Annotated in this window: 19 protein-coding genes; 8 read left to right on the top strand and 11 right to left on the bottom strand. The window is 64.6% G+C overall.

Translation table 11 applies throughout. The features are described from left to right. Positions 1-14: 14 nt before the first annotated feature. The 8 genes from LOY37_RS18930 to LOY37_RS18895 all read left to right on the top strand — a co-directional run bounded on the left by LOY37_RS18930 (position 15) and on the right by LOY37_RS18895 (position 9,272). Positions 15-275, top strand: a complete 261-nt coding sequence (locus LOY37_RS18930; protein ID WP_045195064.1) for a YeaC family protein — start codon at positions 15-17, stop codon at positions 273-275. Continuing rightward, positions 272-1,102, top strand: coding sequence for a DUF2797 domain-containing protein (locus LOY37_RS18925; RefSeq protein ID WP_258715508.1), 831 nt, complete (start codon positions 272-274; stop codon positions 1,100-1,102). The genes LOY37_RS18930 and LOY37_RS18925 overlap by 4 nt, the downstream gene beginning before the upstream one ends. Before the next feature lie 14 nt (positions 1,103-1,116). Further along, positions 1,117-3,774 (top strand): aminopeptidase N, encoded by a 2,658-nt coding sequence (pepN, locus tag LOY37_RS18920; protein ID WP_258715507.1) that lies wholly within the window; start codon positions 1,117-1,119, stop codon positions 3,772-3,774. 229 nt (positions 3,775-4,003) lie between these two features. Continuing rightward, positions 4,004-5,059, top strand: a complete 1,056-nt coding sequence (locus LOY37_RS18915; protein WP_258715506.1) for a YCF48-related protein — start codon at positions 4,004-4,006, stop codon at positions 5,057-5,059. Positions 5,060-5,079: 20 nt separating this feature from the next. Next, complete coding sequence (locus tag LOY37_RS18910; RefSeq protein ID WP_195886034.1) at positions 5,080-7,461, top strand: RND family transporter; 2,382 nt, start codon at positions 5,080-5,082, stop codon at positions 7,459-7,461. Positions 7,462-7,583: 122 nt separating this feature from the next. Continuing rightward, entirely contained in the window at positions 7,584-7,877 is a 294-nt protein-coding gene (locus tag LOY37_RS18905) for a DUF5629 family protein (protein ID WP_123567320.1), read from the top strand. Beyond that, positions 7,840-8,970: a lactonase family protein gene (locus LOY37_RS18900; RefSeq protein ID WP_258715505.1), complete on the top strand. Its 1,131-nt coding sequence runs from the start codon at positions 7,840-7,842 to the stop codon at positions 8,968-8,970. Before LOY37_RS18905 ends, LOY37_RS18900 begins: the two co-directional genes overlap by 38 nt. A 122-nt stretch (positions 8,971-9,092) precedes the next feature. Beyond that, positions 9,093-9,272 carry a hypothetical protein gene (locus LOY37_RS18895; RefSeq protein WP_010223291.1) on the top strand — a complete coding sequence of 60 codons (180 nt, stop codon included), beginning with the start codon at positions 9,093-9,095 and terminating at the stop codon, positions 9,270-9,272. On the opposite strand, the gene LOY37_RS18890 is transcribed toward LOY37_RS18895, so the two are convergent. From LOY37_RS18890 to lhgO, 11 genes are all read right to left on the bottom strand, one after another. Next, positions 9,269-9,862, bottom strand: coding sequence for a glutathione S-transferase (locus tag LOY37_RS18890; protein WP_258715504.1), 594 nt, complete (start codon positions 9,860-9,862; stop codon positions 9,269-9,271). The genes LOY37_RS18895 and LOY37_RS18890 overlap by 4 nt on opposite strands. Further along, a complete protein-coding gene (locus LOY37_RS18885) occupies positions 9,859-13,506 on the bottom strand; it encodes an AAA family ATPase (protein WP_258715503.1) in 3,648 nt (1,215 codons plus the stop codon). Before LOY37_RS18885 ends, LOY37_RS18890 begins: the two co-directional genes overlap by 4 nt. Next, positions 13,503-14,744: an exonuclease SbcCD subunit D C-terminal domain-containing protein gene (locus LOY37_RS18880; protein ID WP_258715502.1), complete on the bottom strand. Its 1,242-nt coding sequence runs from the start codon at positions 14,742-14,744 to the stop codon at positions 13,503-13,505. Before LOY37_RS18880 ends, LOY37_RS18885 begins: the two co-directional genes overlap by 4 nt. 51 nt (positions 14,745-14,795) lie before the next feature. Next, positions 14,796-16,421: a BatD family protein gene (locus tag LOY37_RS18875; RefSeq protein ID WP_258715501.1), complete on the bottom strand. Its 1,626-nt coding sequence runs from the start codon at positions 16,419-16,421 to the stop codon at positions 14,796-14,798. Continuing rightward, positions 16,418-18,139 carry a tetratricopeptide repeat protein gene (locus LOY37_RS18870; protein WP_258715500.1) on the bottom strand — a complete coding sequence of 574 codons (1,722 nt, stop codon included), beginning with the start codon at positions 18,137-18,139 and terminating at the stop codon, positions 16,418-16,420. The genes LOY37_RS18875 and LOY37_RS18870 overlap by 4 nt, the downstream gene beginning before the upstream one ends. Beyond that, entirely contained in the window at positions 18,136-19,212 is a 1,077-nt protein-coding gene (locus LOY37_RS18865; protein ID WP_258715499.1) for a VWA domain-containing protein, read from the bottom strand. The genes LOY37_RS18870 and LOY37_RS18865 overlap by 4 nt, the downstream gene beginning before the upstream one ends. Next, complete coding sequence (locus LOY37_RS18860; RefSeq protein WP_045195039.1) at positions 19,205-19,699, bottom strand: DUF4381 domain-containing protein; 495 nt, start codon at positions 19,697-19,699, stop codon at positions 19,205-19,207. The genes LOY37_RS18865 and LOY37_RS18860 overlap by 8 nt, the downstream gene beginning before the upstream one ends. Next, positions 19,696-20,640, bottom strand: coding sequence for a DUF58 domain-containing protein (locus tag LOY37_RS18855; protein ID WP_045195038.1), 945 nt, complete (start codon positions 20,638-20,640; stop codon positions 19,696-19,698). Before LOY37_RS18855 ends, LOY37_RS18860 begins: the two co-directional genes overlap by 4 nt. Before the next feature lie 4 nt (positions 20,641-20,644). Then, positions 20,645-21,604, bottom strand: coding sequence for a MoxR family ATPase (locus tag LOY37_RS18850; protein WP_038994235.1), 960 nt, complete (start codon positions 21,602-21,604; stop codon positions 20,645-20,647). 202 nt (positions 21,605-21,806) lie between these two features. Beyond that, on the bottom strand, positions 21,807-23,135 hold the full coding sequence (locus tag LOY37_RS18845; protein ID WP_045195035.1) for an MFS transporter: 1,329 nt from the start codon (positions 23,133-23,135) through the stop codon (positions 21,807-21,809). Positions 23,136-23,181: 46 nt separating this feature from the next. Beyond that, positions 23,182-24,375, bottom strand: a complete 1,194-nt coding sequence (gene lhgO / locus LOY37_RS18840; RefSeq protein ID WP_195884709.1) for an L-2-hydroxyglutarate oxidase — start codon at positions 24,373-24,375, stop codon at positions 23,182-23,184. Positions 24,376-24,472 lie beyond the last annotated feature (97 nt).

Genomic DNA, 24,472 nt, shown 5'->3' with positions numbered 1-24,472 from the left:
TTTTGGGAGACCTTATGTCCACTTTTGCGCAAATGATTGAAAACATCACCCCGGAAATCTACCAGAGCCTGAAACTGGCGGTAGAGCTGGGCAAATGGGCAGACGGGCGCAAGCTCACCACCGAGCAGAAAGAGCTGTCGCTGCAGGCGGTGATCGCCTGGGAGCTGCAGAACCTGCCGGAAGAACAGCGTACCGGTTACATGGGCCCGCAGGAATGCGCCTCGAAGTCGGCACCGGTGCCGAACATCCTGTTCAAGTCGGATGCGATCCATTGATCGAACTCGGCCGCGGCTCCATCAGTAAAATGTCGGCGCGTCTCGATGCGCCGGTGGTGCAGTACGCTTTTCGTCTGGGCGAGCAGGAAGTGCCGGTCAACCCCTTGATCGGCAAGACCCTGCGCCTGGAATACCTCGGTGCCATCCATTGCAGCCACTGCGGGCGCAAGACCAAGACCAGCTTCAGCCAGGGTTATTGCTACCCGTGCATGACCAAGCTTGCGCAGTGCGACGTGTGCATCATGGCTCCGGAAAAATGCCACTACGATCAGGGCACCTGCCGCGAACCTTCGTGGGGCGAGCAGTTCTGCATGGCCGATCATGTGGTGTACCTGGCCAACTCCTCAGGCATCAAGGTCGGCATTACCCGGGCGACCCAGTTGCCCACCCGCTGGCTAGACCAGGGCGCCAGCCAGGCGCTGCCGATCGTGCGGGTTGCCACCCGCCAGCAGTCGGGGCTGGTCGAAGACCTGTTCCGCAGCCAGGTGGCCGACCGCACCAACTGGCGCGCCTTGCTCAAGGGCGATGCCGAGGCGGTCGACCTGCTTGCCGTGCGCCAGCAACTGTTCGACAGCTGCGCCGAGGGCCTGACTGCCCTGCAGGCACGATTCGGCCTACAGGCCGTGCAGCCGTTGAATGATGGTGAAGTGCTGGAAATCCGCTACCCGGTCGAGGCCTACCCAAGCAAGATCGTCAGCTTTAACCTGGACAAGAACCCCGTGGCTGAAGGCACGCTGCTGGGCATCAAGGGCCAGTACCTGATCTTCGACACCGGCGTGATCAATATTCGCAAATACACGGCGTACCAGCTCGCCGTGCATCAGTAAAAAAGGACCGCCACATGCGTACCGAACAGCCGCAAGTGATCTACCTCAAGGACTATCAGGCCCCCGAATACCTGATCGACGAGACCCACCTGACCTTCGAACTGTTCGAGGACCACAGCCTGGTCCACGCGCAGCTGGTCATGCGCCGCAATCCGGCCCGTGGTGCCGGCCTGCCGCCGCTGGTGCTCGACGGCCAGCAGTTGGAGCTGCTCAGCGTCGCCCTGGACGACCAGGCCCTGGCCGCCGGCGACTACCAGCTCGATGACAGCCACCTGACCGTACAGCCCAAGGCTGCGACCTTCACCCTCGACACCAGCGTGAAGATCCACCCCGAGCGCAACACCGCCCTCGAAGGCCTGTACAAGTCCGGCAGCATGTTCTGCACCCAGTGCGAGGCCGAGGGTTTTCGCAAGATCACCTACTACCTCGACCGCCCGGACGTGATGAGCAAGTTCACCACCACGGTGATCGCCGAGCAGCATCGCTATCCGGTGCTGCTGTCCAACGGCAACCCGGTCGGTACTGGCCCGCAGGAAGATGGCCGGCATTGGGCAACCTGGGAAGACCCGTTCATGAAACCGGCCTACCTGTTCGCCCTGGTCGCCGGTGACCTGTGGTGCGTCGAAGACAAATTCACCCGCCAGTCGGGCCGTGACGTGACCCTGCGCATTTATGTCGAGCCGGAAAACATCGACAAGTGCCAGCACGCCATGACCAGCCTGAAGAAGTCCATGCGCTGGGACGAGGAAGTCTATGGCCGCGAGTACGACCTGGACATCTTCATGATCGTCGCGGTCAACGACTTCAACATGGGGGCCATGGAAAACAAGGGCCTGAACATCTTCAACTCCAGCTGCGTGCTGGCCCGCGCCGAAACCGCCACCGACGCCGCGCACCAGCGGGTCGAGGCGGTGGTCGCCCACGAATACTTCCACAACTGGTCGGGCAACCGCGTGACCTGCCGTGACTGGTTCCAGCTGTCGCTCAAGGAAGGCTTCACGGTGTTTCGTGACTCGGAGTTCAGCGCCGACATGAACTCGCGCACGGTCAAGCGCATCGAGGACGTCGCCTACCTGCGCACCCACCAGTTCGCCGAAGACGCCGGGCCCATGGCCCACGCCGTGCGCCCCGACAGCTTCATCGAGATCTCCAACTTCTACACCCTGACCGTGTACGAGAAGGGCTCGGAAGTGGTGCGCATGGTCCGCACCCTGCTAGGCGCCGAGGGTTTCCGTAAAGGCAGCGACCTGTACTTCGAGCGTCATGACGGCCAGGCCGTGACCTGCGATGACTTCATCAAGGCCATGGAAGACGCCAACGGCGTCGACCTGACCCAGTTCAAGCGTTGGTACAGCCAGGCCGGCACGCCGCGCCTGGCAGTCAGCGAGGCGTACGACAGCGCCGCGCAGACTTACAGCCTGACGTTCCGCCAGAGCTGCCCGGCCACCCCGGACAAGGTCGAGAAAAAACCATTCGTGATCCCGGTGGAACTGGGCCTGCTCGATGCCCAGGGCAACGACATTGCCCTGCGCCTGCAAGGTGAAGCGGCAGCAGACGGCACCTCGCGGGTGTTGTCGGTCACCGAAGCCGAGCAGACCTTCACCTTCGAGGGCATCGCTGCCAAGCCGCTACCCTCCTTGCTGCGTGGCTTCAGTGCCCCGGTCAAGCTGAGCTTTCCGTATGACCGTGACCAGCTGATGTTCCTCATGCAGCACGACAGCGATGGTTTCAATCGCTGGGAAGCCGGCCAGCAACTGTCGGTACAGGTGCTGCAGGAACTGATCGCCCAGCACCAGCAGGGCGCCAAGCTAGTGCTGGATCAGCGCCTGGTGACCGCGTTGGGTACGGTGCTGGCCAACGAGCAACTGGACCAGGCCATGGTCGCCGAGATGCTCTCGCTGCCCAGCGAAGCCTACCTCACCGAAATCAGCGAAGTGGCTGACGTCGATGCCATCCACGCCGCCCGCGAGTTCGCCCGCAAGCAGATCGCCGAGCAGCTGTTCGATGCCCTCAACGCACGCTACCAGGCCAACCGCGCGCTATCGCGTGGCACCGAGTACGTTGCCGAAGCCGAGCACTTTGCCCGTCGCAGCCTGCAGAACATCGTGCTCTCGTACCTGATGCTCAGCGCCCGGCCCGAAGTGCTGGCTGCAACCCTGGAGCAGTTTGACGCCTGTGACAACATGACCGAGCGCCTCACCGCCCTGGCCGTGCTGGTCAACTCGCCGTTCGAGACGCAGCGGGCCAAGGCCCTGGAAAGCTTTGCCGAGCACTTCAAGGACAACCCCCTGGTCATGGACCAATGGTTCAGCGTACAGGCGGCCAGCACCCTGCCGGGCGGCCTGGCGCGGGTCAAGGCGCTGATGCAGCACCCGGCCTTCACCATGAAGAACCCGAACAAGGTCCGCGCCCTGATCGGTGCCTTCGCCGGGCAGAACCTGGTCAACTTCCATGCCGGCGATGGTTCGGGTTATCGCTTCCTGGCGGACCTGGTGATCGAGCTCAACGCCCTCAACCCGCAGATCGCTTCGCGCCAACTGGCGCCGCTGACCCGCTGGCGCAAATACGACAGCGCCCGTCAGGCGTTGATGAAAGGCGAGCTGGAGCGGATTCTGGCTAGTGGTTCGCTGTCCAGTGATGTGTATGAAGTTGTGAGCAAAAGTCTGGCTTGATGGCCTCATCGCGGGTCAAGCCCGCTCCCACATTTAGTGTGGGAGCGGGCTTGACCCGCGATTGCTTCCCCGCAAATCCTGCGCTTAACAAAAGATAACGTCCCGTTCGTTGTCAGCCCTTTGCAAACCCCGATAGGATGGCTCTCAGCTATTGCGGGGCTCTGGAACACGGTTTTTGCAGTACCTGCATATAGATTGACCCAAATAACAATAAACGGGGGATAGATCTATGACTGAGCCTGTCATGGCGGGTCTCGGCGCTGCTGCGCGTAAAGCCGGCAATCGCCCTTGGGCATTGGCCGCCAGCGGCTTGCTGGTCTTGGCAATCGGGCTGTGGGCCAATACGGCCGAAGCCGCAGCCGCGCAAACCGATGACTACTCCACCCAATCGTCCAAGGCGGTAAAAAGCTTGCTGCTGGACGTCACCAAGGCCGGCGCACGCCTGGTCGCCGTGGGTGATCGCGGCCATATCCTGTTTTCCGATGACCAGGGCAAGTCCTGGACCCAGGCCAAGGTGCCGACCCGGCAACTGCTCACCGCCGTCTATTTTGTCGACGACCAGCACGGCTGGGCGGTCGGCCACGATGCGCAGATCCTCGCCAGCACCGACGGCGGCGCCACCTGGAATAAACAATTCGAAGACCTCAAGCGTGAAGCGCCGCTGCTCGATGTCTGGTTCAAGGACACCCAGCACGGCATCGCCGTGGGCGCCTATGGCGCATTGCTGGAAACCACCGACGGTGGCAAGCACTGGAACGATGTTGGCGATCGGCTGCATAACGATGACCAGTTCCACCTCAACGGCATCGCCGCGGTAAAAGACGCCGGCCTGTTCATCGTTGGCGAGCAGGGCAGCATGTTCCGCTCCAGCGACGACGGCCAGACCTGGGAAAAGCTCGAAGGCCCTTATGAAGGCTCGCTGTTTGGCGTCACCGGTACCGCCCAGCCACGCACTTTGCTGGCCTACGGCTTGCGCGGCAACCTCTACCGTTCCAGCGATTTTGGCGACACCTGGCAACAGATCAAATTGAAAGCCGCGCGCGGCAACCTCGAATTTGGTCTGGCAAGCGCTACGCTTCTCGATGATGGCAGCCTGGTACTCGTGGGCAATGGCGGCAGCGTGCTGCGCAGCAGCGACGACGGTCAGAGCTTCAGCGTGTTCAACCGGGCCGATCGCATTGCCCTAGCCGGCGTCAGCGGGCTGAATGAAGGGCGCCTGGTGCTGGTGGGCCAGGGTGGCGTGCACCTGGCTTCGGCCCAGGGCGCCGAAGGAGTGCAGCCATGACCCGTCAGGAGCAGTTCAACATGAACCAGCAGCAACACCATCAGGACAAGGCGACCTTGCTTGAGCGCCTGATCTTCAATAACCGCCCGGTGGTGATCCTCATCTGCCTGCTGGTCAGCGTGTTCCTGTTCTGGCAGGCCACGCAGATTCGTCCGTCCACCAGCTTCGAAAAAATGATCCCGCTCGAACATCCGTTCATCGAGAAGATGCTCGAACACCGCAACGACCTGGCCAACCTCGGCAACACCGTGCGCATTTCGGTGGAAGCCACCGACGGCGATATCTTCAGCAAGGACTACATGGAAACCCTGCGTCAGGTGCATGACGAGGTGTTCTACATTCCCGGCGTCGACCGCTCGGGGCTTAAGTCGCTGTGGAGCCCCAGCGTGCGCTGGACCGAAGTGACCGAAGAGGGCTTCGCCGGCGGCGAGGTGATCCCGCAGACCTACGACGGCTCGGCCGACAGCCTCGACCAGTTGCGCAACAACGTGCTCAAGTCCGGGCAGGTCGGGCGCCTGGTGGCCAACAACTTCAAGTCGAGCATCATCGACATCCCGCTGCTGGAGTCCTACCCCGACCCGCAGGACCAGGGCAGGCTGATCAAGCTCGACTACCAGCAATTCTCCCATCAGCTCGAAGAGAAGATCCGCGACAAGTTCCAGGCCCAGAACCCCAACGTGAAGGTGCACATCGTCGGCTTCGCCAAGAAGGTCGGTGACCTGATCGACGGCCTGATGATGGTGGCGATGTTCTTCGGCATCGCCCTGGTGATCACCTGGGTGCTGCTGTACTGGTTCACCTGGTGTATCCGCAGCACCATCGCCGTGCTGATCACCACCCTGGTGGCGGTGGTCTGGCAATTGGGCCTGATGCATGCGGTGGGCTTCGGCCTCGACCCGTACTCCATGCTGGTGCCGTTCCTGATCTTCGCCATCGGCATCTCCCACGGGGTGCAGAAGATCAACGGCATCGCCTTGCAGTCCAGTGATGCCGACAACGCCCTGACCGCGGCCCGGCGCACCTTCCGCCAGCTGTTCCTGCCGGGGATGATCGCCATCCTGGCCGACGCCGTGGGCTTCATCACCCTGTTGATTATCGACATCGGCGTGATCCGCGAGCTGGCCATCGGTGCCTCGATCGGTGTGGCGGTAATCGTCTTTACCAACCTGATCCTGCTGCCGGTCGCCATCTCTTATGTCGGCATCAGCAAGAAGGCCATCGAGCGCAGCAAGAAGGACGCCACCCGCGAGCATCCGTTCTGGCGCCTGCTGTCGAATTTTGCCAGCGCCAAGGTGGCGCCGGTGTCCATCGTCCTGGCCTTGCTGGCCTTCGGTGGCGGCCTCTGGTACAGCCAGAACCTGAAGATCGGCGACCTCGACCAGGGCGCGCCGGAGCTGCGCCCGGACTCGCGCTACAACCAGGACAACGCCTTCATCATCAACAACTACTCGACCAGCTCCGACGTGCTGGTGGTCATGGTCAAGACCCCGACCGAAGGCTGCTCGGTGCACTCGACCATGGCGCCGATCGACGAGCTGATGTGGAAGATGGAGAACACCCCGGGGGTGCAGTCGGCGATCTCCCTGGTGACCGTGTCCAAACAGATGATCAAGGGCATGAACGAGGGCAACCTGAAATGGGAAAGCCTGTCGCGCAACCCGGACGTGCTCAACAGCTCGATCTCCCGAGCCGACGGCCTGTACAACGCCGACTGCTCGCTGGCGCCGGTGCTGATCTTCCTCAACGACCACAAGGCCGAGACCCTCGACCGCGCGGTCAAGGCGGTGCAGGAATTTGCCGACACCCACAACAAGGAAGGCCTGGAGTTCCTCCTGGCGGCCGGTAACGCCGGTATCGAGGCGGCCACCAACGAGGTGATCAAGTCGGCCGAGCTGACCATCCTGATCCTGGTGTACATCTGCGTGGCGGTGATGTGCATGATCACCTTCCGCTCGTTTGCCGCAACCTTGTGCATTGTCCTGCCGCTGGTGCTGACCTCGGTGCTGGGCAACGCCCTGATGGCCTTCATGGGCATCGGCGTCAAGGTCGCGACCCTGCCGGTGGTGGCGCTGGGCGTGGGTATCGGCGTGGACTACGGCATCTACATCTACAGCCGCCTGGAGAGTTTCTTGCGCGCCGGGCTGCCGCTGCAGGAAGCCTACTACCAGACCCTCAAGTCCACCGGCAAGGCGGTGCTGTTCACCGGCCTGTGCCTGGCCATCGGCGTGTGCACCTGGATCTTCTCGGCGATCAAGTTCCAGGCCGACATGGGCCTGATGCTGACCTTCATGCTGCTGTGGAACATGTTCGGCGCGTTGTGGCTGCTGCCGGCACTGGCGCGGTTCCTGATCAAGCCGGAAAAAATGGCGGGCAAGCAGGGCGGTTCGATTTTCGCCCATTGATTGCTGGTGATAATCGCGGGTCAAGCCCGCTCCTACAATGTGGGAGCGGCGGTGCGACGACTCGACTTGACCCGCGATGCTTTCAGGTATCATGGGCTTTTCCTGCCAGTGATATCCCAGCAATGACAACCCTCTCCCAAGCCCTCGAATCCTGCGACATGCTCCTGATCGACGGCCTGCACGCTTTTGACTTCACCTTCGACGAAACCGGCCTGCATATCGCGCTGATGGACGGCCGCGTTCGTAAACAATGGTCGTTCACCCCGGAGCAGATCGGCGCCGCCCGCGCTGAAGGTGCCGACTGGCTGATCAACGCCGACACCGGCGAGCATCGGCTAGTCTGTATGAGTGCCTTTAGTGCCAGCGAAGAGGATGACGATGACGCGCCTGCTGAAGAACCTGCTGATCGCCAGTAGCATGAGCCTGATGCTCACCGCCCAGGCCCACGACCTGCTGGTCGGCAGCTACACCGCAGGTAGCAGCGAAGGTATCTACCGCTATCGCTTCAACAGCGACAGCGGCCAGATCGACCCCACGCCGCTGCAGGTGCTCAACAGTGAAAACCCGTCCTGGCTGACTCTCTCGGTCGACAAGCGCCTGCTGTTCGCGGTCAACGAGAATGGCGCCGGCAACGGTCAGGTCAGCAGTTTTGCCATCGGCAAGGACGGCAGCCTCAAGGCCCTGAACCAGGTGCCCAGCCTGGGCGACGAGCCGACCCATTCCAGCCTCAGCCATGACCAGCGCTACCTGTTCGTCGCCAACTACGGCGTGTTGCCCGCCCCGGGCGGCAGCCTCAGTGTGTTGCCGGTGAACCGTAAAGGCCGTTTGCAGGCCTCGGTGCAGCAAGACCGGCACAAGCCCAGCGGCGTCAACCCGGAGCGCCAGACCGGGCCGCACGTGCATTCGGTGGTGTCCTCGGACGACGGCAAGTACGTGTTCGCCAGTGATCTTGGCGCCGACAAGGTGTTTGTCTACCGTTACGACGGTGCCAGCCCCACCCAGCCCCTGAGCGCGGTGGAGCCGGTCAGCCTGCCGCCGGGCAGCGGGCCGCGCCATTTGCTGTTTGACCGCGACGGCAAGCATGCCTACCTGACCCTGGAAATGAGCGCGCAAGTGGTGGCGTTCGAGTACCAGGACGGCAAGCTGCTGGAGCTGCAACGCCTGCCCTTGACCGAACAGGGTGATGCCTCGGCCCGCGCGGCGGGGGCCTTGCACCTGTCGGCTGACGGGCGCTTTCTGTATGTCAGCAACCGCGGTACGGCCAACGAGCTGCTGGTGTTTGCCGTCGATGACAAGACCGGCAAGCTGATGCAGGTGCAGCGGCGCAGTGTCGAAGGTGATCATCCTCGGGAATTCACCCTCGACCCGAGCGGCAAGTTCCTGCTGGTGGCCAATCAGAAGAGTAACCAGATCGTGGTGATCCGCCGTGATCCGCGCAGTGGCTTGCTCGGTGAAACCGTGCAGAAGCTGGCCCAGGATGCGCCCTCGGACCTGAAGTTCGTCAACTGACTATCAATTGCGCTGATGTTTGCTACTGCTGCAATGAATTTCTGTGCGCCGCGCCAGCGGCGTAAGTTTGAACCACGGCCCCAGACGGCCACTTCAAACCACAGACTTCGAGGGTCAGCGCCATGAACTTCAACCTTTTCCCGGTCATCGCCGCTTCCGCCATTTCTGCTTCGGTGGTCCTGCCGGCCAACGCCCATGTCGAGCTCAGCGAGCGCAAATCGTCGACCCAGAGCTACACCCAGAAGTACCTGCAACAAAGCGCCAACTTCTACGCCGCGCTGGACCACAAGTCGCAGCACTAGCGCGCCATGATCGCCTTGAACAGCGCCGACTCCAGCCAACCCTGCAGCCACGCCCGCAAGTGCGGGTAGGGCGCCTGGGCAAACCATTCAGGCTCGACCCCGGCGAACTGGCGCATCAATGGCAGCAACGCCGCATCCGCCAGGCTTGGATGGTCAGCGAACAGGTAGGCCTGGTGCGCCAGTCGCTCATTCAGCTCGGCCAGCCAGGGTTCAGCCTGTGCCCGGTACTCCTCACGCGAGTGCTGCGGGTAGCGTTCAGCGTACTTGTACAGATTGACCTGCACCTTGAACTGGCGATCATTGCGCTCGATCAGCGCATCGGCGGCCTGCGCCGCCCGCGGGTCGGCCGCCAGTTGCCAGTCTTGCGGATCATGCCGGGCCAGGGCCCAGCGCATGATCTCCAGGCTTTCCTCCAGCACCAGGCCGTCTGCACTCAACACCGGCACCGTGCCCTTGGGCGACAGTGCCAGTAGTTCGGCCGGCTTGGCCTTGAGGCTGACTTCGCGAATCTCTACCGGACACTCGGCATAGCGCAGCGCCAGGCGCGCGCGCATGGCCCACGGGCAGCGGCGGAACGAGTAGAGGATCATCCGCTGACCTCCACCGTGCTCAGGCCGTTGCCCTGGCGGCGCACCTGGATCTGCACCGGGATACGCTCGTGCATCTCCTGTACGTGGGAGATCACCGCGACCTTGCGGCCCTGGGCCTGCAGGCCGTCGAGGGCGTCCATGGCCAGTTGCAGCGACTCCGGATCGAGGCTGCCGAAGCCTTCGTCGATGAACAGCGACTCGATGCGCAAGGTGCTCGAGGCCATCGATGCCAGGCCCAGGGCCAGGGCCAGCGAGACCAGGAAGGTTTCACCGCCCGACAGCGAATGCACCGAGCGCAGCTCGTCGCCCATTTCCGTGTCCAGCACCAGCAAACCGAGCAGGCTGCCACCGCGCTTGAGCCGGTAGCGCCTGGCCAGCTGGCGCAACTGGGCGTTGGCGTGGTGCACCAGCAGGTCGAGGTTGTAGCCCTGGGCGATCTTGCGGAAGGTGTCGCCGGTGGCCGAGCCGATCAGGGCGTTGAGCCGCGCCCAGCGCTGCCATTCGCCGTAGGCGCTGGCGATCCGTTCGGCCAGGGCCTGGTGCGCCAGTTGCCGGCGCTGGTCTTCAGCCTGGGCGGCACGCAGTTCGGCGCAGGTCTGTTCGCTGGCCGCCAGCTGTAGCTGCAGGCTGTCGATTACCTGCTCCAGGGCTTCGCGGGTGAGCTCGGCGTTGCCCTGGGCCTGATGCTGGTCCAGGCGCTGCTGGCGCTCCTGCAGCAGGGTGCGGGCCTGTTCGATGGCTTTTTCGGCGTCCTGCAGACCCTGACGCAGCTGCGCTACGGCGTTGTCGTCCAGTGCCAGCAATTGCTCCAGGCCACTGTCGTCCAGTTCCGGGTGGCCCTGGCGCCATTGTTCGATCTGCGCGCGAACCTCGTTGTGTTCCTGTTCCAGGTTGCTCAGGCGTTCGTCTTTGGCCTTGAGCTCGGCGGCCAATTCGATCAGTTGCGCCTGGGTTTGCTGCAGTTGTTGCAGCGCCTGGGTTTCAGCCTGGCGTGCGTGCTCCACGGCCTGTTCCAGATGCTGCTGCCAGTGTTCGGCGCTGGCCTGTTCGCCGAGCAGGGCGGTGAGGCTGTCGCGGCTACTTTGATGCTGGTGTTCCAGCTCAGTGCACTGTTGTTGCAGCTCTTCGTGTTTTTGTACCCGCGCCTGTTGCTGCAGCTGGGCTTTGTCCAGGCTCTGCTGGCGCTCGGCATGTTCCTGCTGCTCGTCCTTTTGCCGTTGCAAAAGGTCCAGGCGCAGGGCCAGTTGCTGGTCCAGGCGCATGAAGGCGGCGGCCGGCTCCTGGCGCAGGTCGTTGAGGATGTCAGCGGGCAACAGGCTGGCGAAGCTGCCCAGTTCCTGTTCCAGGCGTTCTTCGTCACTGGCCAGCGCTGTTTGCTGCTGGCTCAGGTGCTGGCTGGCCTGTTGGCTGGCTTCTTGGGCTGCCTGCAACTGCTGTTGCAGGCGGCTGGCGTCTTTTTGCAGGGTCAGCAGGGCGTTCTGGCGCTGCTCGTCACGACCGATGTCGTGGTTCAGGTTGCGTGCCTGCAAGTCCAGCCAGGTGCTGCGCTGGCTTGCGTCCTGAGCGGCCAGCGACGGGTACAGCGGGTGCGCCTGGAGGCTGGGCAGCAGCGCCTGTTGCTGGCTGCCCAGTTGCTCCTGCTGGTGCAGGTACTCCTTGATCTGGCCGTTGACCCCGCCCAGTTGCGTGCGCAGCTCATCGAGTTGCTTCTTCAGCCCGTCGACCACCTGCTGGGCATTGGCTTCTTCGTTCTGGTCGTGGCGGCCGAGGCTTTGCAGCAGGGCTTCGGGCTGATGGTAAGGGTGTTCCTGGCTACCGCAGACCGGGCAGGGCTGGTCGTCCTGCAATTGCGCGCGCAGTTCTTCGACGCTCTGGCTGCGGGCCAGGCGCTGGCGTTCGAGCAACTGGCGAGTAACGTTCAGCGCCTGTTCGGCGGCGGTCAGCTGGTTTTTGCCATTGAGGCCTTCGCTGATCAGCTGTTCGCGTTGTTGCAGGGCAGCTTGCTGGCGTTCGCGCAGGGCTTGCAGGCGCTGTTCGAGCTCTTGCTGGTTGCTCCACAGCCGGCTCAGTTCTTCGACCTGGCGTTGCTGCTGGCGGTTTTTCTGCAACAGCTCGCCAAGCAGGCCGATCTGTTCGGCCAGTGCCTCGGGTTCGGCCTCGGCTTCGCGGTAGAGCAGGGCCAGGGCGGCGCGTTGCGTTTCAAGCTGGGCGTGCGCCTCGCTGGCGCGTTGCTGCAGGCCCGGCAGTTCGGCACGGCCCTGGTTTAAGCGGTTGCCCAGTTGCATCAGTTGCTGCAGGCGGTGGCGATAGGCATTCCAGGCTTCGCTCAAGCCAGCCAGCGCCACGCTTTGCTCAAGCTGCGCGCCGATCTGCTGCAAGCGTTGTTCGCTCAGGCGTTGCTGCTCATTGAGGCTCAGCAGCTGTTGCTGGCCTTCGGCACTGGCCTGTTCGGCCTGCTGCTTGAGCGCTGTGCTATTGGTCAGCTCCTGCTGCAGGCGGGTCAGGGTGTTTTGCTCGGCAAAGGCCTGGCGTAGCGCTGGTGCGCTGTCGCTTTGTTGCGCCAGGGCCAGGCCCAGGGCTTCGCGGGCCTTGGCCTGTTCGTCCTGCAGTTGCTGCTGACGGCTATGCAACTGCTCATGTTGCTGGCGCTGCGCGGCGATACTCGCGGCCAGCGGGCTGAGCTGGGCATTGAGCGCCTGCTGGCGGGCGAACTGGTGACGCTGCGGTGCCAACTGTTCCAGGCGCGCAAGCTTCAGCCGCTCACCGTGCAGGCTGTCGTGGTGGTGTTGGGCGCTATGCAGTTGCGCGCTGGCGGCCTGCACTTGCTCTTGCACTTGCAGCAGCTCGCTGAGCCAGCTGCGTTGCTGTTCGAGCAGGCGCAGTTGCGCCTGTTCGGCCTTGAACCCGTCGAGCGCTTGGGTGTAGTGCAGGTCCAGTTCGGCGCGAGCCTCGGCGGCCATGGGCAGCACACCGCTGGCCTGGTCCTGCAGGGCTTTGTGCGCCTCTTCGGCTTCTTTGCTCTTGCTGTAGGCGCGGCGCCCCAACTGGCTGTAGATCGCCGTGTTGGTGAGCTTTTCCAGCAGCTCGCTGCGCTCTTTGTCATCGGCCTTGAGGAAGGCGCTGAACTCGCTCTGGGCGAGCATCACCGCGCGGGTGAACTGCTCGAAATTAAGTCCCAGGCGCGACTCGATCAGTTGCTTGTATTCGGCCTTGCTCTGGTTGCTCAGCAGTTGTTCGCTGTCCAGGTCATGCAGGCTCTGGCGGCTGCCTTGCAGCTTGCCGTTGGCCTTGTCGCGGGCGCGGTTGGTTTCCCAGCGGGCGCGGTAGCGACGACTGTCGATGCCGACGAAATCCACCTCGGCAAAGCCGCTGCCCGAACCCCGACGCAGCAGGGTGCGCGGGTCGCTGGTAAGGATGTCGCTGTCGACTTCCGGCAACTTGGTTTCGCGGCCGATGTTGCTCAGCCGCGGCACCGCGCCGAACAGCGCCAGGCACAGGGCGTCGAGCAGGGTGCTCTTGCCGGCGCCGGTGGGCCCGGTAATGGCGAACAGGCCGGCGCTGGCCAGCGGCTCGGCGCTGAAGTCGATCTCGATCGGGCCTTCCAGGGAGGCCAGGTTCTTCAGGCGGATGGCGAGAATCTTCATGGCTGTTCTTGCTCCTGCTGGACGTCCTGCAGCAACAGGGCAAAGTCGGCCAGGGTCTGTTCATCGACGGCGTTGCCGTAGGCCTGCTCCCAGGCGCGGCTGAACAGCTCGTGCGGGGTCAGTTGGCCGAGTTCCAGCAGGTCGGCGCTGCTGTCCTCTGCGCTGCGGCCGTTGCCGGCATACTCGGCGGCGATGCGCACCAGGCGCACGGCCTTGCCGTGCAGGGCGCCTTCAAGTTGCGCGCGCAGGTCGGGCAGGGGTTCGTCCAGGCGTACGCGGATCTCCAGCCAGGGTTGGCGCTGCGGGTCGTCGAGCAGGTCGACCACCGGCAGTTCGGCCAGTTGCTCCAGCACCTCGGCCAGCGGCGCCGGGCCCAGGCGTTGCAGGTGCACAGCGCGCGGCACCAGGCGCGATTCGACGCTGGCAAGCTTGGCGCCGTCCAGTTCGATTTCCAGGACCTGATGCTGATAGCCGATTTCCGAGAACGACAGCGGGATCGGCGAGCCGCTGTAGCGGATGCGCTCTTCGCGGTTGACCTTCTGCGGTTTGTGCAGGTGGCCGAGGGCGACGTAGCTGATCTCCGGGGCGAACAGCCGCGCCGGCAAGGCTTCGGCGTTGCCGATGATCAGGCTGCGTTCGGAGTCTTCCGAGATCGAGCCGCCGGCCATGTGGGCATGGCTCACGGCAATCAGCGCCTGGCCGTTTTTGCGCCGTTGCAGGGCGGCGGCGATAAGTTTTTCGTGGACCTGGGCGATGCCGCGCAGGTAGTCATCGCCCAGGTGGGCACCGGTGACTTCTGCGGGGCGCAAAAACGGCAGCGCCAGGCACCAGGCGGCGACCTTGCCCTTGGCGTTGGTCAGCGGAATCAGCAGGCGTTCGCTGTCCAGCTCGCCTTCATCCAGCCATTGCACACGGCCCAGGGCGTGGGTGCGCAAGCTGCGCATCAGCGGCGCCGGCAACTCGATGCGCGAACCGGAGTCATGGTTGCCGGCAATCATCACGATGGTCAGCTTGGGCTGCTGTTCGTGGGCCTGGACGATGAAGTCGTAGAGCCGTTCCTGGGCTTTGACCGGCGGGTTGACGGTGTCGAAGATGTCGCCGGCAATCAGCAGGGCATCGGGCTGGCGCAGCTTGAGCTGGCCGAGCAGCCACTCGAGAAAGCAGGCGTGTTCGAAGTCGCGTTCCTGGCCGTGCAGGGTTTGACCCAGGTGCCAGTCGGAGGTGTGAAACAGACGCATGAAGGGTTCCGCAGTGTGCCGGCGTGGCGCCCGGGGCGTCACGCCTTGAGGTTATTTGGGGTACAGCGGCGGCAAGCTGCCGTTCTCGCTTTGTGCAGGCTGGACCTGCTCGGCGGCCGGGATGGTACCGATGGCCCGCCATAATTCTTCGCCTTGCCAATACTGCCCGCTTTCGCTGTACAGCGCGCCGTTGAGGCCATCGAGGGCATCGGACAGCGGCACGAAACGCGCGGCCATCTCGGCCAGGGTTTCCGGTTGCTGGCGCGCCCAGGCATCCAGGGCCTGGCGCGTCGCTTGCGGGTCGTTGGCCTGGCACGCGCGCTTGAGGTCATCTAGCAGGGTGCGCGGGCTCGGCCCGCTTTGCGCCGCGCGCAGCACCGCCGGTTGCGAGCGCGCCCGCCACCACAGGGCAAAGCCCAGCAGGGTGGTCAGGGCCAGCACCAGGGTACTCAGTTGCCAGGGCCAGAGCAGGTAGGTGTGCACCGTGACCGGGTCGACGCTGGCCGGCTTGTCGGCGCTCAGCGCCGGGTTGTCCTCGATCTGCAGGCTGCGCGCCGGCAGGTTGCTGCGCTCCAGATGATCTTCGCGGGTGTTCCACCAGACCACTTCCTGGCTCGGCAGTTCCAGCCTGCCGGCGTGGGTCGGTACCAGCGCTTCGCGCTCTTCACGCACCCCGAGCAGGCCGCGGTCATTGACCTGGTTGCGCAGTTGCGGCTGGTCCGGGTAGCGGCGCAGGCCGCTCACTTCGGTGCCGGGCAGCGGCGGTAGCTGGGCGCTGGACAAGCCCTCGGCCTGGAGGATCACGGTGCGGGTCAGCGAGTCGCCGATTTGCGTCTGTTGCTGGGCCGGGTCCGGGCTCCAGTGTTCTTCCAGGGTCAGGCTGTTGGCCGGCAGCCACGGCGTATCGGCTGGGTAATCGGCCGGGATCGGGTCGACCGTCAGCACCAGCGGCGTCGAGCTGACCTGCACCTGCTTGCCGGCGCGCGGGGTGTTGAGTTCCTGCTCGGCGTCGTTCTGCGCGGCGGTGGCGCTGAAGGTCAGGGCCGGGATTTTCAGGTCGCCGCTTTGCTGCGGGTAAATTGCATAGCGCATCTCGATCACGCCGTGGCGCACACCGTCGATGACTTTTTCGAAGGTGCGCGACTCACCCAGCGGCTCGACCCTGGCGTTGTCCAGCTGCAGCGGGCTGAGGCTGCTGTCGTCGTACAGCGGCACCGAGTGATAGATGCTCAGGGTCAGCACCGCCTGGGCCTGGACGTAAACCTCGGGCTGGTCGAGGCTGGCGTCGATGAACACCGGCCCGTGGTTTTCGCTGCTGATCTCGTTGGCCTGGATCTGCAGGCTGATCGGCTGGCTGCGCACCTCGCCCAGTTGCAGAGCGGGAATTTCCACGCTGCCGCTCTGGCGTGGCAACAGGGTGATGATCCAGCGGGTGTTGGCGCTGTTCTCGTCGAGGCTGTTGAGGCTGTTGACCTGGCGGGTGCCACGCACTTCGAAGATGGCATTGAGCGGCGTCAGGTCGGGCTTGCCGAATTGGGTGACATCCTGGGTCTCGAGGGTCAGCTCAAGGGTTTCGCCGGCATTCAGGCGGGTGCGGTCGACACTGGCGAGCAGCGCCGCCGCCTGCACCTGCAGGGCGATAAAGAGGCTGAAGACCAGGACGCAGACGCGACTCATCGATGGGTTTCCTGATGTTGTTGCTGTTCATACCAGAATTTACGCCGCAACAGCTCGGCCGGGTTGTCCGGAATCTGTCGCAGCCATTGTTCCAGGGCCTGGCGCTGTTCGGCATCAAGGCTGCTGTCGGTCGGGCGCTGGGGCGGGCGGGTGGTGTCTTCGTCGTCCGCGCCGCTGGCCTGGTTTTGTGCCTGCTCGTTGGCGTTGTCTGCAGGTTTGCCCGCTTCATCGGCCTCTTGCGGTGGTTTTGCTGCGGCCTGGTCCTGGGCGTTCTGCGAGCTGCTGGCAGCGTCGCTGCTGCTGGTGGGGTCGCTTTGCTGGTTGTCTTCGGGCGGCTGCTCAGGCGTCTGTTCGGCCTGGCGTTGTTGCAGCAATTGCTCGACCAGGGCCTTGTTGGCCAGCGCCGGTTGCAGTTCCGGCTGGCGCTCCAGAGCCTGCTCGTAGGCATCCACTGCGGCTTCCAGTTCACCGCTGCGGGCCAGGGCGTTGCCGCGATTGTAATGGTCGGCGGCGCGGTTGCCCTGGGCGAACTGGCGCGCGGCGCCGTTGTAGTCGCCGGCCTCATACAAGGCCAGGCCTTTCCATTGCGGGTCTTCGAAGTGCCGCGCAGCTTCGGCCGGGCGCTGCTGCTCAAGCAGGCGCTGGCCTTGCTGGTCGGGGCGCAGCCACAGGTCGTTGAACTCGAAGGCGTAGCTTGGTTGCGGCAGGGCCAGCAGCAACGGCAGGCAGAACAGCCAGCCACGGCGGCCGGCGCAGGCGGCCAGCAGCAACAGCGGCAGCAACAGCCAGTAGCCCTGGTCGGCCCAGCTGTCGAGCTGCACGGTCTGGCCATCGTCTCGCAGGCTGCGCGGGTTGTCGAACAGGCGCAGGCCGCGCAGGTCGAGGTCGTCGATGCGGGCGCTGCGATAACGTCCGCCAGTACTGGTGACAAAGGCTTTGAGGCTGGCGCTGTCGAGGCGCGGCAAGAGGATGCCGCCCTGATCGTCCTTGAGGAACTCGCCGTTGGCCTGCCTGACCGGCGCCCCCTCGGCGCTGCCGACGCCCAGCATCAACAGGCTTGGGCCCTGGCGGCCAAGCGCCTGGACGATGCCCTGGCGCTCCTGGGCATCGAGCGATGAGCCGATCAACAGCAGACGGCCCTGGCCGATGCCTGCCTGGGCGAGCAGGGCCAGGCCCTTGCGCACGGCAAGATCCGCGCGCTGGCCGGCTTGCGGCATGATCGCCGGGTCCAGGGCTTCGAGCAGGTTGCGGCTGGTGGCCAGGTCGTCGGACAGCGGCACCAGGGTGTGCGCGCTGCCGGCGTAGACGATGATCGCGGTCTGGCTGTCGCGGCGGTGCTCGAGCAGGTCGAGGATCTTGCGTCGGGCCTGTTCCAGGCGGTTTGGCGCGGCGTCGTCGGCAAGCATCTGCGGGGTCAGCTCAAGCAGCACCACCAGCGGGTCGGCCGGGCGCTGGCGGGTGTCCTCCAGGCGCTGCCAGCTTGGGCCCACCAGGGCCAGCACGGTGATCAGCCAGGCCAGGCCCAACGCGATCCACGGCAGTTTGCTGTCGCGACCGTTGCCGCCACCGAGCAGCACGGCATGGAAGGCCGCGGGCAGGATCATCTGCCAGCGCCCGGCGCGTTTTTGCCGATGCCAGAGCTTCCACAGCAACCAGGCCAGCAGCGGCAGGACGACCAGCCACAGCGGGCGTAGCCATTGCGGCCACAGTTCGTTCATCGCCGCCTCCTCAAGCGCAGCCGTTGCAGGCGCTGGCGCCATTCCGGGTGCGGCTGTAAAAAGCGTGGGCGGCGCAGCAGGCGCTGCAACAGGTTGTCGGGCCATTGCTGCTCGACCACCAGCAGCACGCTGAGCAACAGCGCCAAGGCCAGCGGCCAGCTGTACAGCGGCTCGGCGGTGCGCGCCTGGGTCGGCTGCTGGGCTACCGGCTCGAGGCGGTCGAGGGCCTCGCCGATGGCCTGCAGTTCTTCACCGTCGTGGGCGCGGAAGTAGCTGCCGCCGGTCAGCTCGGCGATTTCCTTGAGCGAGGCTTCGTCCAGGTCCAGGCTCGGGTTGATGCCCAGCAAGCCGGCGGTGCCGGTCTGCTCCGGGTCGGCACCAATGCCGATGGTGTAGATGCGCACGTTTTCCTGGGCGGCCAGGCGCGCGGCGGTCAGCGGGTGGATCTGCCCGCCGTTGTTGGCGCCGTCGGTGACCAGCACCAGCACCCGGCTCTGCGCCGGGCGCTGACGCAGGCGCTTGAGCGCCAGGCCGATGGCATCGCCAATGGCAGTGTTCTTGCCGGCGATGCCGATCTGCGCTTCGTCGAGGAAGGTGCGTACGGTGCGCCGGTCGAAAGTCAGCGGTGCCTGCAGGTAGGCCTGGCTGCCGAACAGGATCAGGCCGACGCGATCGCCCTGGCGCTCTTCGAGAAAGTCGCCGAGCAGGGCCTTGACCAGGGTCAGGCGGCTGACGTCGTCGCCTTGCCACTGCATGTCGGGAAAGTCCATGGAGCCGGAAACATCCACCGCCACCAGCAGGTCGCGGCCACTGGCGGCCACCGGCAGCGGTTCGCCCAGCCACTGCGGGCGGGCGGCGGCAAACAGCAGCAACAGCCACACCAGCACGAATGGCGCTTGCTGGCGCCAGGTCGGCAGGTTCAGGCGCGCGCGGCGCCCGGCCAGGCCTTCGAGTTCATCGAGGAAACTGACCTTGAGCACCGGCTCGCCGCTGTCGGCGGCCGGCAGCAGCAGGCGCGCCAGCCAGGGCAGCGGCAGCAGCACGAAGATCCACGGCCAGGCCAGTTCAAACATGTTTGCGGATCCAGGTTTCGACCGACTGGTTGAGGCCGTTGATGGCTTTGTCGTCGAGTTTGCATTCGGGCTTGTAGGCGCCTTCGACCAGTACCATCCAGCGGGTCAGGCCGGCGGCCGGGCAGCGGTTATCAAGAAACGCCAGCCATTGGCGGCCGTTGAGGGTATGGCTGTGGCTGCCCGGGTAATGGTTGCGGCACAGGCGCTTGAGCAGTGCGTTGATCTGCTGCAGCCAGGCCCCGGCCGGGGCACCGTCGTAGGGTTTGGGCAGGCGCGCGAGTTCGGCCAGGGCCTCGATGCGTACCGGGTCCAGGGGCAGTTCGGCGCGCACGATGGGCTTTTTACCCGGGCGCCAATGGCGCAGGCGCCACAGGCCCCAGGCCAGCAGCGGCAGCAGCAACAGCAGTGCCCACCAGCCTGGCGCCAGCGGCCACCAGCCGATTGGCGCCGGGGCCAGCAGCGGCTGCAATTGATCGAGCGGGTTCACGAGGTTTTCCCCGGTCGTTGCGCGTTAAGGTACTCGCGCAGTTGCTCGATCATCTCGCTCTGGGTGCTCAGCGGCATCAGCACCACCCGCAGCTTTTGCGCCAGCAGCTCCCAGCGTTCGATGCGCGCCTCGCTTTGCTGGCGGTAGCTCTTGCGCAGGGTCGGGTCGAGGGTGTCGAGCTCCAGTTGCGCACCGTGCTGGGCAAAGCGCAGCAGGCCGGCGGCCGGCAGGGCATGGTCGAGCGGGTCGGACAGCGGCAACAGCAGCAGGTCGCAATGACGCGAAAGCAGGCTCAATTGCTGCTCGACCGCAGGCGTCAGCGCCCGCTCGTCGCAGATGATGATTGCCAGGCTGCCCGGGCGCAGCACTTCGCGGGCGCGGCGCAGGGCGATACCGAGGCTGTCGGCCTGGGGCACGGCTTCGGTGTGCAGCGACTGGTTGACCCGTGCCAGGCGGTTGAGCAACTGCAACAGGCTCTGCTTGCTGCGCCGTGGCTTGATTTCGTAGTGCTCGTTGTCGCCGAACACCAGGCCGCCAATGCGGTCGTTGTGGCCCAGCGCAGCCCAGCCGATCAGGGCGGCGGCCTGGGCGGCGAGCACCGACTTGAACATCAGCCCGGAACCGAAGAACAGACGCTGGCTTTGTTCGACGAGGATGAAGATCGGCCGCTCACGCTCCTCATGGAACAGCTTGGTATGCGGCTCCTGGGTGCGCGCGGTCACCCGCCAGTCGATGTTGCGCACATCGTCGCCGGCCTGGTACACCCGCACCTGGTCGAAGTCGACCCCGCGTCCGCGCAGTTTCGAGTGGTGCAGGCCGACCAGCGGGCTGCGCTGGCCGGGCCGGGAGAACAACTGCACTTCGCGCACGCGATGGCGCATCTCGATCAGCTCGGCGAGGCTGATGCGGATTCCGGGCGCGGCCAGCAGGCGATTGGGCATGGGTTCAGGCGACGGCGACGACGTCGAGGATGCGCTGGATCACCCGGTCCTGGTCAATCCCGGCGGCCTCGGCCTCGAAGGAAAGAATGATGCGGTGGCGCAGTACGTCGAACAGCACCGCCTGGATGTCTTCAGGGCTGACGAAGTCGCGTCCGGCCAGCCAGGCATGAGCCCGCGCGCAGCGGTCGAGGGCAATCGAGCCGCGCGGGCTGGCGCCGTAGGCGATCCAGTCGGCCAGCTCCAGGTCGAACTTGGCCGGGGTGCGGGTGGCCATCACCAGTTGCACCAGGTATTCCTCTACCGCGTCGGCCATGTACAGGCCGAGGATTTCCTTGCGCGCGGCAAAGATCGCCTGCTGGCTGACCCGTCGTTCCGGCTTGGTCTCGCCGTTGAGCGCCTCGCCCCGGGCCTGCTGGAGGATGCGCCGTTCGACGGCGGCATCGGGAAAACCAATCTTGACGTGCATGAGGAAGCGGTCGAGCTGGGCTTCGGGCAGCGGGTAGGTGCCTTCCTGTTCGATCGGGTTCTGCGTGGCCATCACCAGGAACAGCGGCGACAGCTCGTAGGTACTGCGCCCGACACTGACCTGGCGTTCGGCCATGGCCTCGAGCAGCGCCGACTGAACCTTGGCCGGGGCGCGGTTGATTTCGTCGGCCAATACCAGGTTGTGGAAGATCGGCCCCTGCTGGAACACGAAGCTGCCGGTTTCCGGGCGATAGATCTCGGTGCCGGTGATGTCGGCCGGGAGCAGGTCGGGGGTGAACTGGATACGATGGAACTCGGCTTCGACGCCTTCGGCCAGTTCCTTGATGGCCTTGGTCTTGGCCAGGCCCGGGGCGCCTTCGACCAGCATGTGGCCGTCGGCGAGGAGCACGATGAGCAAGCGCTCGACGAGTTTTTCCTGGCCCAGGATCTGGGTTGAAAGAAAGGTGCGCAGCGCGATCAGCGCCTCACGGTGTTCCATCGTTGACGGTTCCTGGAAAAAAGCCAGGGCGTGCGGCGTAAAAGCGCCCGGGCGGGGGCTGATACTTTAATCCATCCGGGGGCTTGCGACTAACGGCAGCAGGGAAAATTGTTCAAATCGTGAAGTCGGGGCTGCTGTGCAGCCCATCGTCGGCAACGCCAACTCCCACAGGGATCGCGCTGACCCTGTGGGAGCCGGGGTGTCAGTTCTTGAAGCTGGAATGCTTGCGGCCCTGGTCACACAGGGCAAACACCACCACGAACACCGCCGCCACCACCAGAATCAGCGCCACGCCGTCGGTGGAGTGGGTCGCCGAGTTGGCCACCAGCGCCAGGCCGCCCAGCGGTGCCAGACCGCCGGCCACGGCGGTGCCGATCTCGCGCCCGGTGCCAAAGCCCGAAGAGCGGGTCTGGGTCGGGAACTGGCGGCTGAGGAACGAGCCCTGCGGGGCAAACATCATCGGTGCGAGGATGCCGGTACCGATGGCAATCGCCAGGTAGATCATCATCGGCTCGCCGGTGTTGAGCAGGCTCAGGAACGGGTAGGCGAACAGCACCGAGAACAGCCCGCCAAGCATCAGCACGGTCTTGCTGCTCCATTTGTCGCACAGCCAGCCGAAGAACGGCACGGCGATAATCGCCACCAGGCTGGCGATGGTCACCGACAGCGAGGTGACATGGGCTTCAACGCCTTTGTACTGGGTCAGGTAGGCCAGCGAGAAGGTCTTGAAGATGTAGCTCAGGGCGTTGTAGCCGATGGCCACGAAGAACACCACGGCCAGGCCCTTGAGGTCGTTGCGAAACAGCAGCTTGAGCGGCGAAACCTGGTCCTTGGCCGGGGTTTTGTCGAGCTCTTTGAAGTCCGGGGTTTCCGGGATGCTTTTACGCACCCACAGGCCGACGCCGACCAGCACGATGCTGCAGATGAACGGGATGCGCCAGCCGCCGGCGAGCAGGAACTCGTTGCCGTTCATGGTCAGCAGGTAGACGGTCAGCGACGACAGCAGCAGGCCCAGGTTCAGGCCCAGCGCCGGCCAGGCGCCCTGGCTGCCGCGCTTGCCTTCGCTGGCGTGTTCATAAGAGGTCACCGCCGCGCCAGACAACTCGGCACCGGCACCCAGGCCCTGAATGATGCGTACCAGCACGAGGATGATCGGCGCCCAGATACCGATCGAGGCGTAGCTGGGGATCAGGCCGATCAGGGTAGTGCACACGCCCATCATACAGAAGGTGATGACCAGTACCTGCTTGCGCCCGAAGCGGTCGCCCAGGTAGCCGAACAGCACGCCGCCGAAGGGGCGGGCGATAAAGCCGATGGCGAAGGTGGAGAACGCCAGCAGCGACGCCACCGCCGGGTTGCTCGGGTCGAAGAAGATCTTCGAGAAGACGATCGCCGCCATGGTCGCGTACAGGTAGAAGTCGTACCACTCCAGCATCGAGCCGAAGATGGTCGCGGCGGCGACCTTGCGCAGGCGTTTGCGTTTTTGTTCCGGGGTTTCGCTCGCGGCCGCAGCCGCCTCATGTACTGACATGTGGGGTGTTCCTTTTTTGTCTTTGTAGTTAGGTGTGCAGCAGGATTCAGCGGGCCTTGAAGATCCTTTCGGCGATCATCTGGCCGATCGGGATGGCTGAGGTGGCCGCCGGCGACGGCGCGTTGCAGACGTGCACCATGCGCGGCGTCTCGGCGAACAGGAAGTCGTGCACCAGGGTGCCGTCGCGCATCACCGCCTGGGCGCGGATGCCGGCCTCATAGGGCAGCAGGTCTTCGACATTCAGCGACGGGCAGTACTTGCGGCATTGCTCCAGATAGCCGCCTTTGAACAGCGAGTTCTTCATCTCGGCGGTGCCGGAACCAAGGTTGTTCCAGATGGTTTTCCAGAACCCCGGAAAACGCGCGTATTCGGCCACGTCGCGCCAGTTCACCGAGAACTTGCGGTAGTTTTCCCGGCCCAGGCCGAGTACGGCGTTGGGCCCGACGGTAACGCTGCCGTCGATCATCCGCGTCAGGTGCACGCCAAGAAACGGCAGCTCCGGGTCGGGAATCGGGTAGATCAGGTGGTTGACGATGTCGTTCTTGGCCGCAGGCAGGCGGAAGTATTCGCCGCGGAAGGGGATGATCTGATGGTCGATCTTGACCCCGGCCATGGTTGCCAGGCGGTCCGATTGCAGGCCGGCACAGGCCACCAGCTGGCGGGCGCTCCAGACCTTGTCGTCGCTGCTGATGGTGACCTTGTCGGCGGTTTCGACAATCGCGCGCACGGTGGTTTGCAGCTGCACTTCGCCGCCGAATCGCTGGATGACCCGGGCCATGGCTTCGCAGACCTGCTGGTAGTCGACAATGCCGGTGGCATCGAGGAACAGGCCGCCGAGGCCGACGATATTCGGCTCGCGGCGTTGCAGCTCCTTGGCATCCAGCTGTTCGACCTTCAGGCCGTTCTGCTGCGAGCGCTCGTACAGGGCACGCATGCGCTCGACTTCCAGCGGCGTCGAGGCCACCAGCAACTTGCCGCAGACTTCGAACTTGATCTGGTGCTCGCTGCAGAACGCTTTGGTGGCCTGGGCGCCGCGCTTGCACAGGTCGGCCTTGAGACTGCCCGGCGCGTAGTAGATGCCTGCGTGAATCACGCCGCTGTTATGCCCGGTCTGGTGCTTGGCCAGGCTGCTTTCCTTTTCCAGGATCAGCAAGGAGGCGCCCGGTTGGCGTTCCAGCAGCGCCATGGCGGTGGCGAGGCCGACGATGCCGCCGCCGATGATGCAGTAGTCGTAGATCATGCAGGTGTCACCTTGGCTTGTTCTTATCAGAGAGTCTGCTTATCAGGTTGTCAGACTAAGTAGGTCAAACAAAAGGGCGCCATGCCGCAGCGCCCGT

The sequence above is a fragment of the Pseudomonas sp. B21-012 genome, from assembly GCF_024749305.1.
In the GTDB taxonomy this organism is placed as follows: domain Bacteria; phylum Pseudomonadota; class Gammaproteobacteria; order Pseudomonadales; family Pseudomonadaceae; genus Aquipseudomonas.
The sequence above is the reverse complement of the archived record's forward strand: the minus strand, read 5'-3'. Positions and strand labels throughout refer to the sequence as shown.

Bases quoted from the DNA above. Each gene is read 5' to 3' on its own strand.
- LOY37_RS18930 (WP_045195064.1), top strand. From the start codon at position 15: ATGTCCACTTTTGCGCAAATGATTGAAAACATCACCCCGGAAATCTAC.
- pepN (WP_258715507.1), top strand. From the start codon at position 1,117: ATGCGTACCGAACAGCCGCAAGTGATCTACCTCAAGGACTATCAGGCC.
- LOY37_RS18915 (WP_258715506.1), top strand. From the start codon at position 4,004: ATGACTGAGCCTGTCATGGCGGGTCTCGGCGCTGCTGCGCGTAAAGCC.
- LOY37_RS18910 (WP_195886034.1), top strand. From the start codon at position 5,080: ATGAACCAGCAGCAACACCATCAGGACAAGGCGACCTTGCTTGAGCGC.
- LOY37_RS18905 (WP_123567320.1), top strand. From the start codon at position 7,584: ATGACAACCCTCTCCCAAGCCCTCGAATCCTGCGACATGCTCCTGATC.
- LOY37_RS18900 (WP_258715505.1), top strand. From the start codon at position 7,840: ATGACGCGCCTGCTGAAGAACCTGCTGATCGCCAGTAGCATGAGCCTG.
- LOY37_RS18895 (WP_010223291.1), top strand. From the start codon at position 9,093: ATGAACTTCAACCTTTTCCCGGTCATCGCCGCTTCCGCCATTTCTGCT.
- LOY37_RS18890 (WP_258715504.1), bottom strand. From the start codon at position 9,862: ATGATCCTCTACTCGTTCCGCCGCTGCCCGTGGGCCATGCGCGCGCGC.
- LOY37_RS18885 (WP_258715503.1), bottom strand. From the start codon at position 13,506: ATGAAGATTCTCGCCATCCGCCTGAAGAACCTGGCCTCCCTGGAAGGC.
- LOY37_RS18880 (WP_258715502.1), bottom strand. From the start codon at position 14,744: ATGCGTCTGTTTCACACCTCCGACTGGCACCTGGGTCAAACCCTGCAC.
- LOY37_RS18875 (WP_258715501.1), bottom strand. From the start codon at position 16,421: ATGAGTCGCGTCTGCGTCCTGGTCTTCAGCCTCTTTATCGCCCTGCAG.
- LOY37_RS18870 (WP_258715500.1), bottom strand. From the start codon at position 18,139: ATGAACGAACTGTGGCCGCAATGGCTACGCCCGCTGTGGCTGGTCGTC.
- LOY37_RS18865 (WP_258715499.1), bottom strand. From the start codon at position 19,212: ATGTTTGAACTGGCCTGGCCGTGGATCTTCGTGCTGCTGCCGCTGCCC.
- LOY37_RS18855 (WP_045195038.1), bottom strand. From the start codon at position 20,640: ATGCCCAATCGCCTGCTGGCCGCGCCCGGAATCCGCATCAGCCTCGCC.
- LOY37_RS18850 (WP_038994235.1), bottom strand. From the start codon at position 21,604: ATGGAACACCGTGAGGCGCTGATCGCGCTGCGCACCTTTCTTTCAACC.
- LOY37_RS18845 (WP_045195035.1), bottom strand. From the start codon at position 23,135: ATGTCAGTACATGAGGCGGCTGCGGCCGCGAGCGAAACCCCGGAACAA.
- lhgO (WP_195884709.1), bottom strand. From the start codon at position 24,375: ATGATCTACGACTACTGCATCATCGGCGGCGGCATCGTCGGCCTCGCC.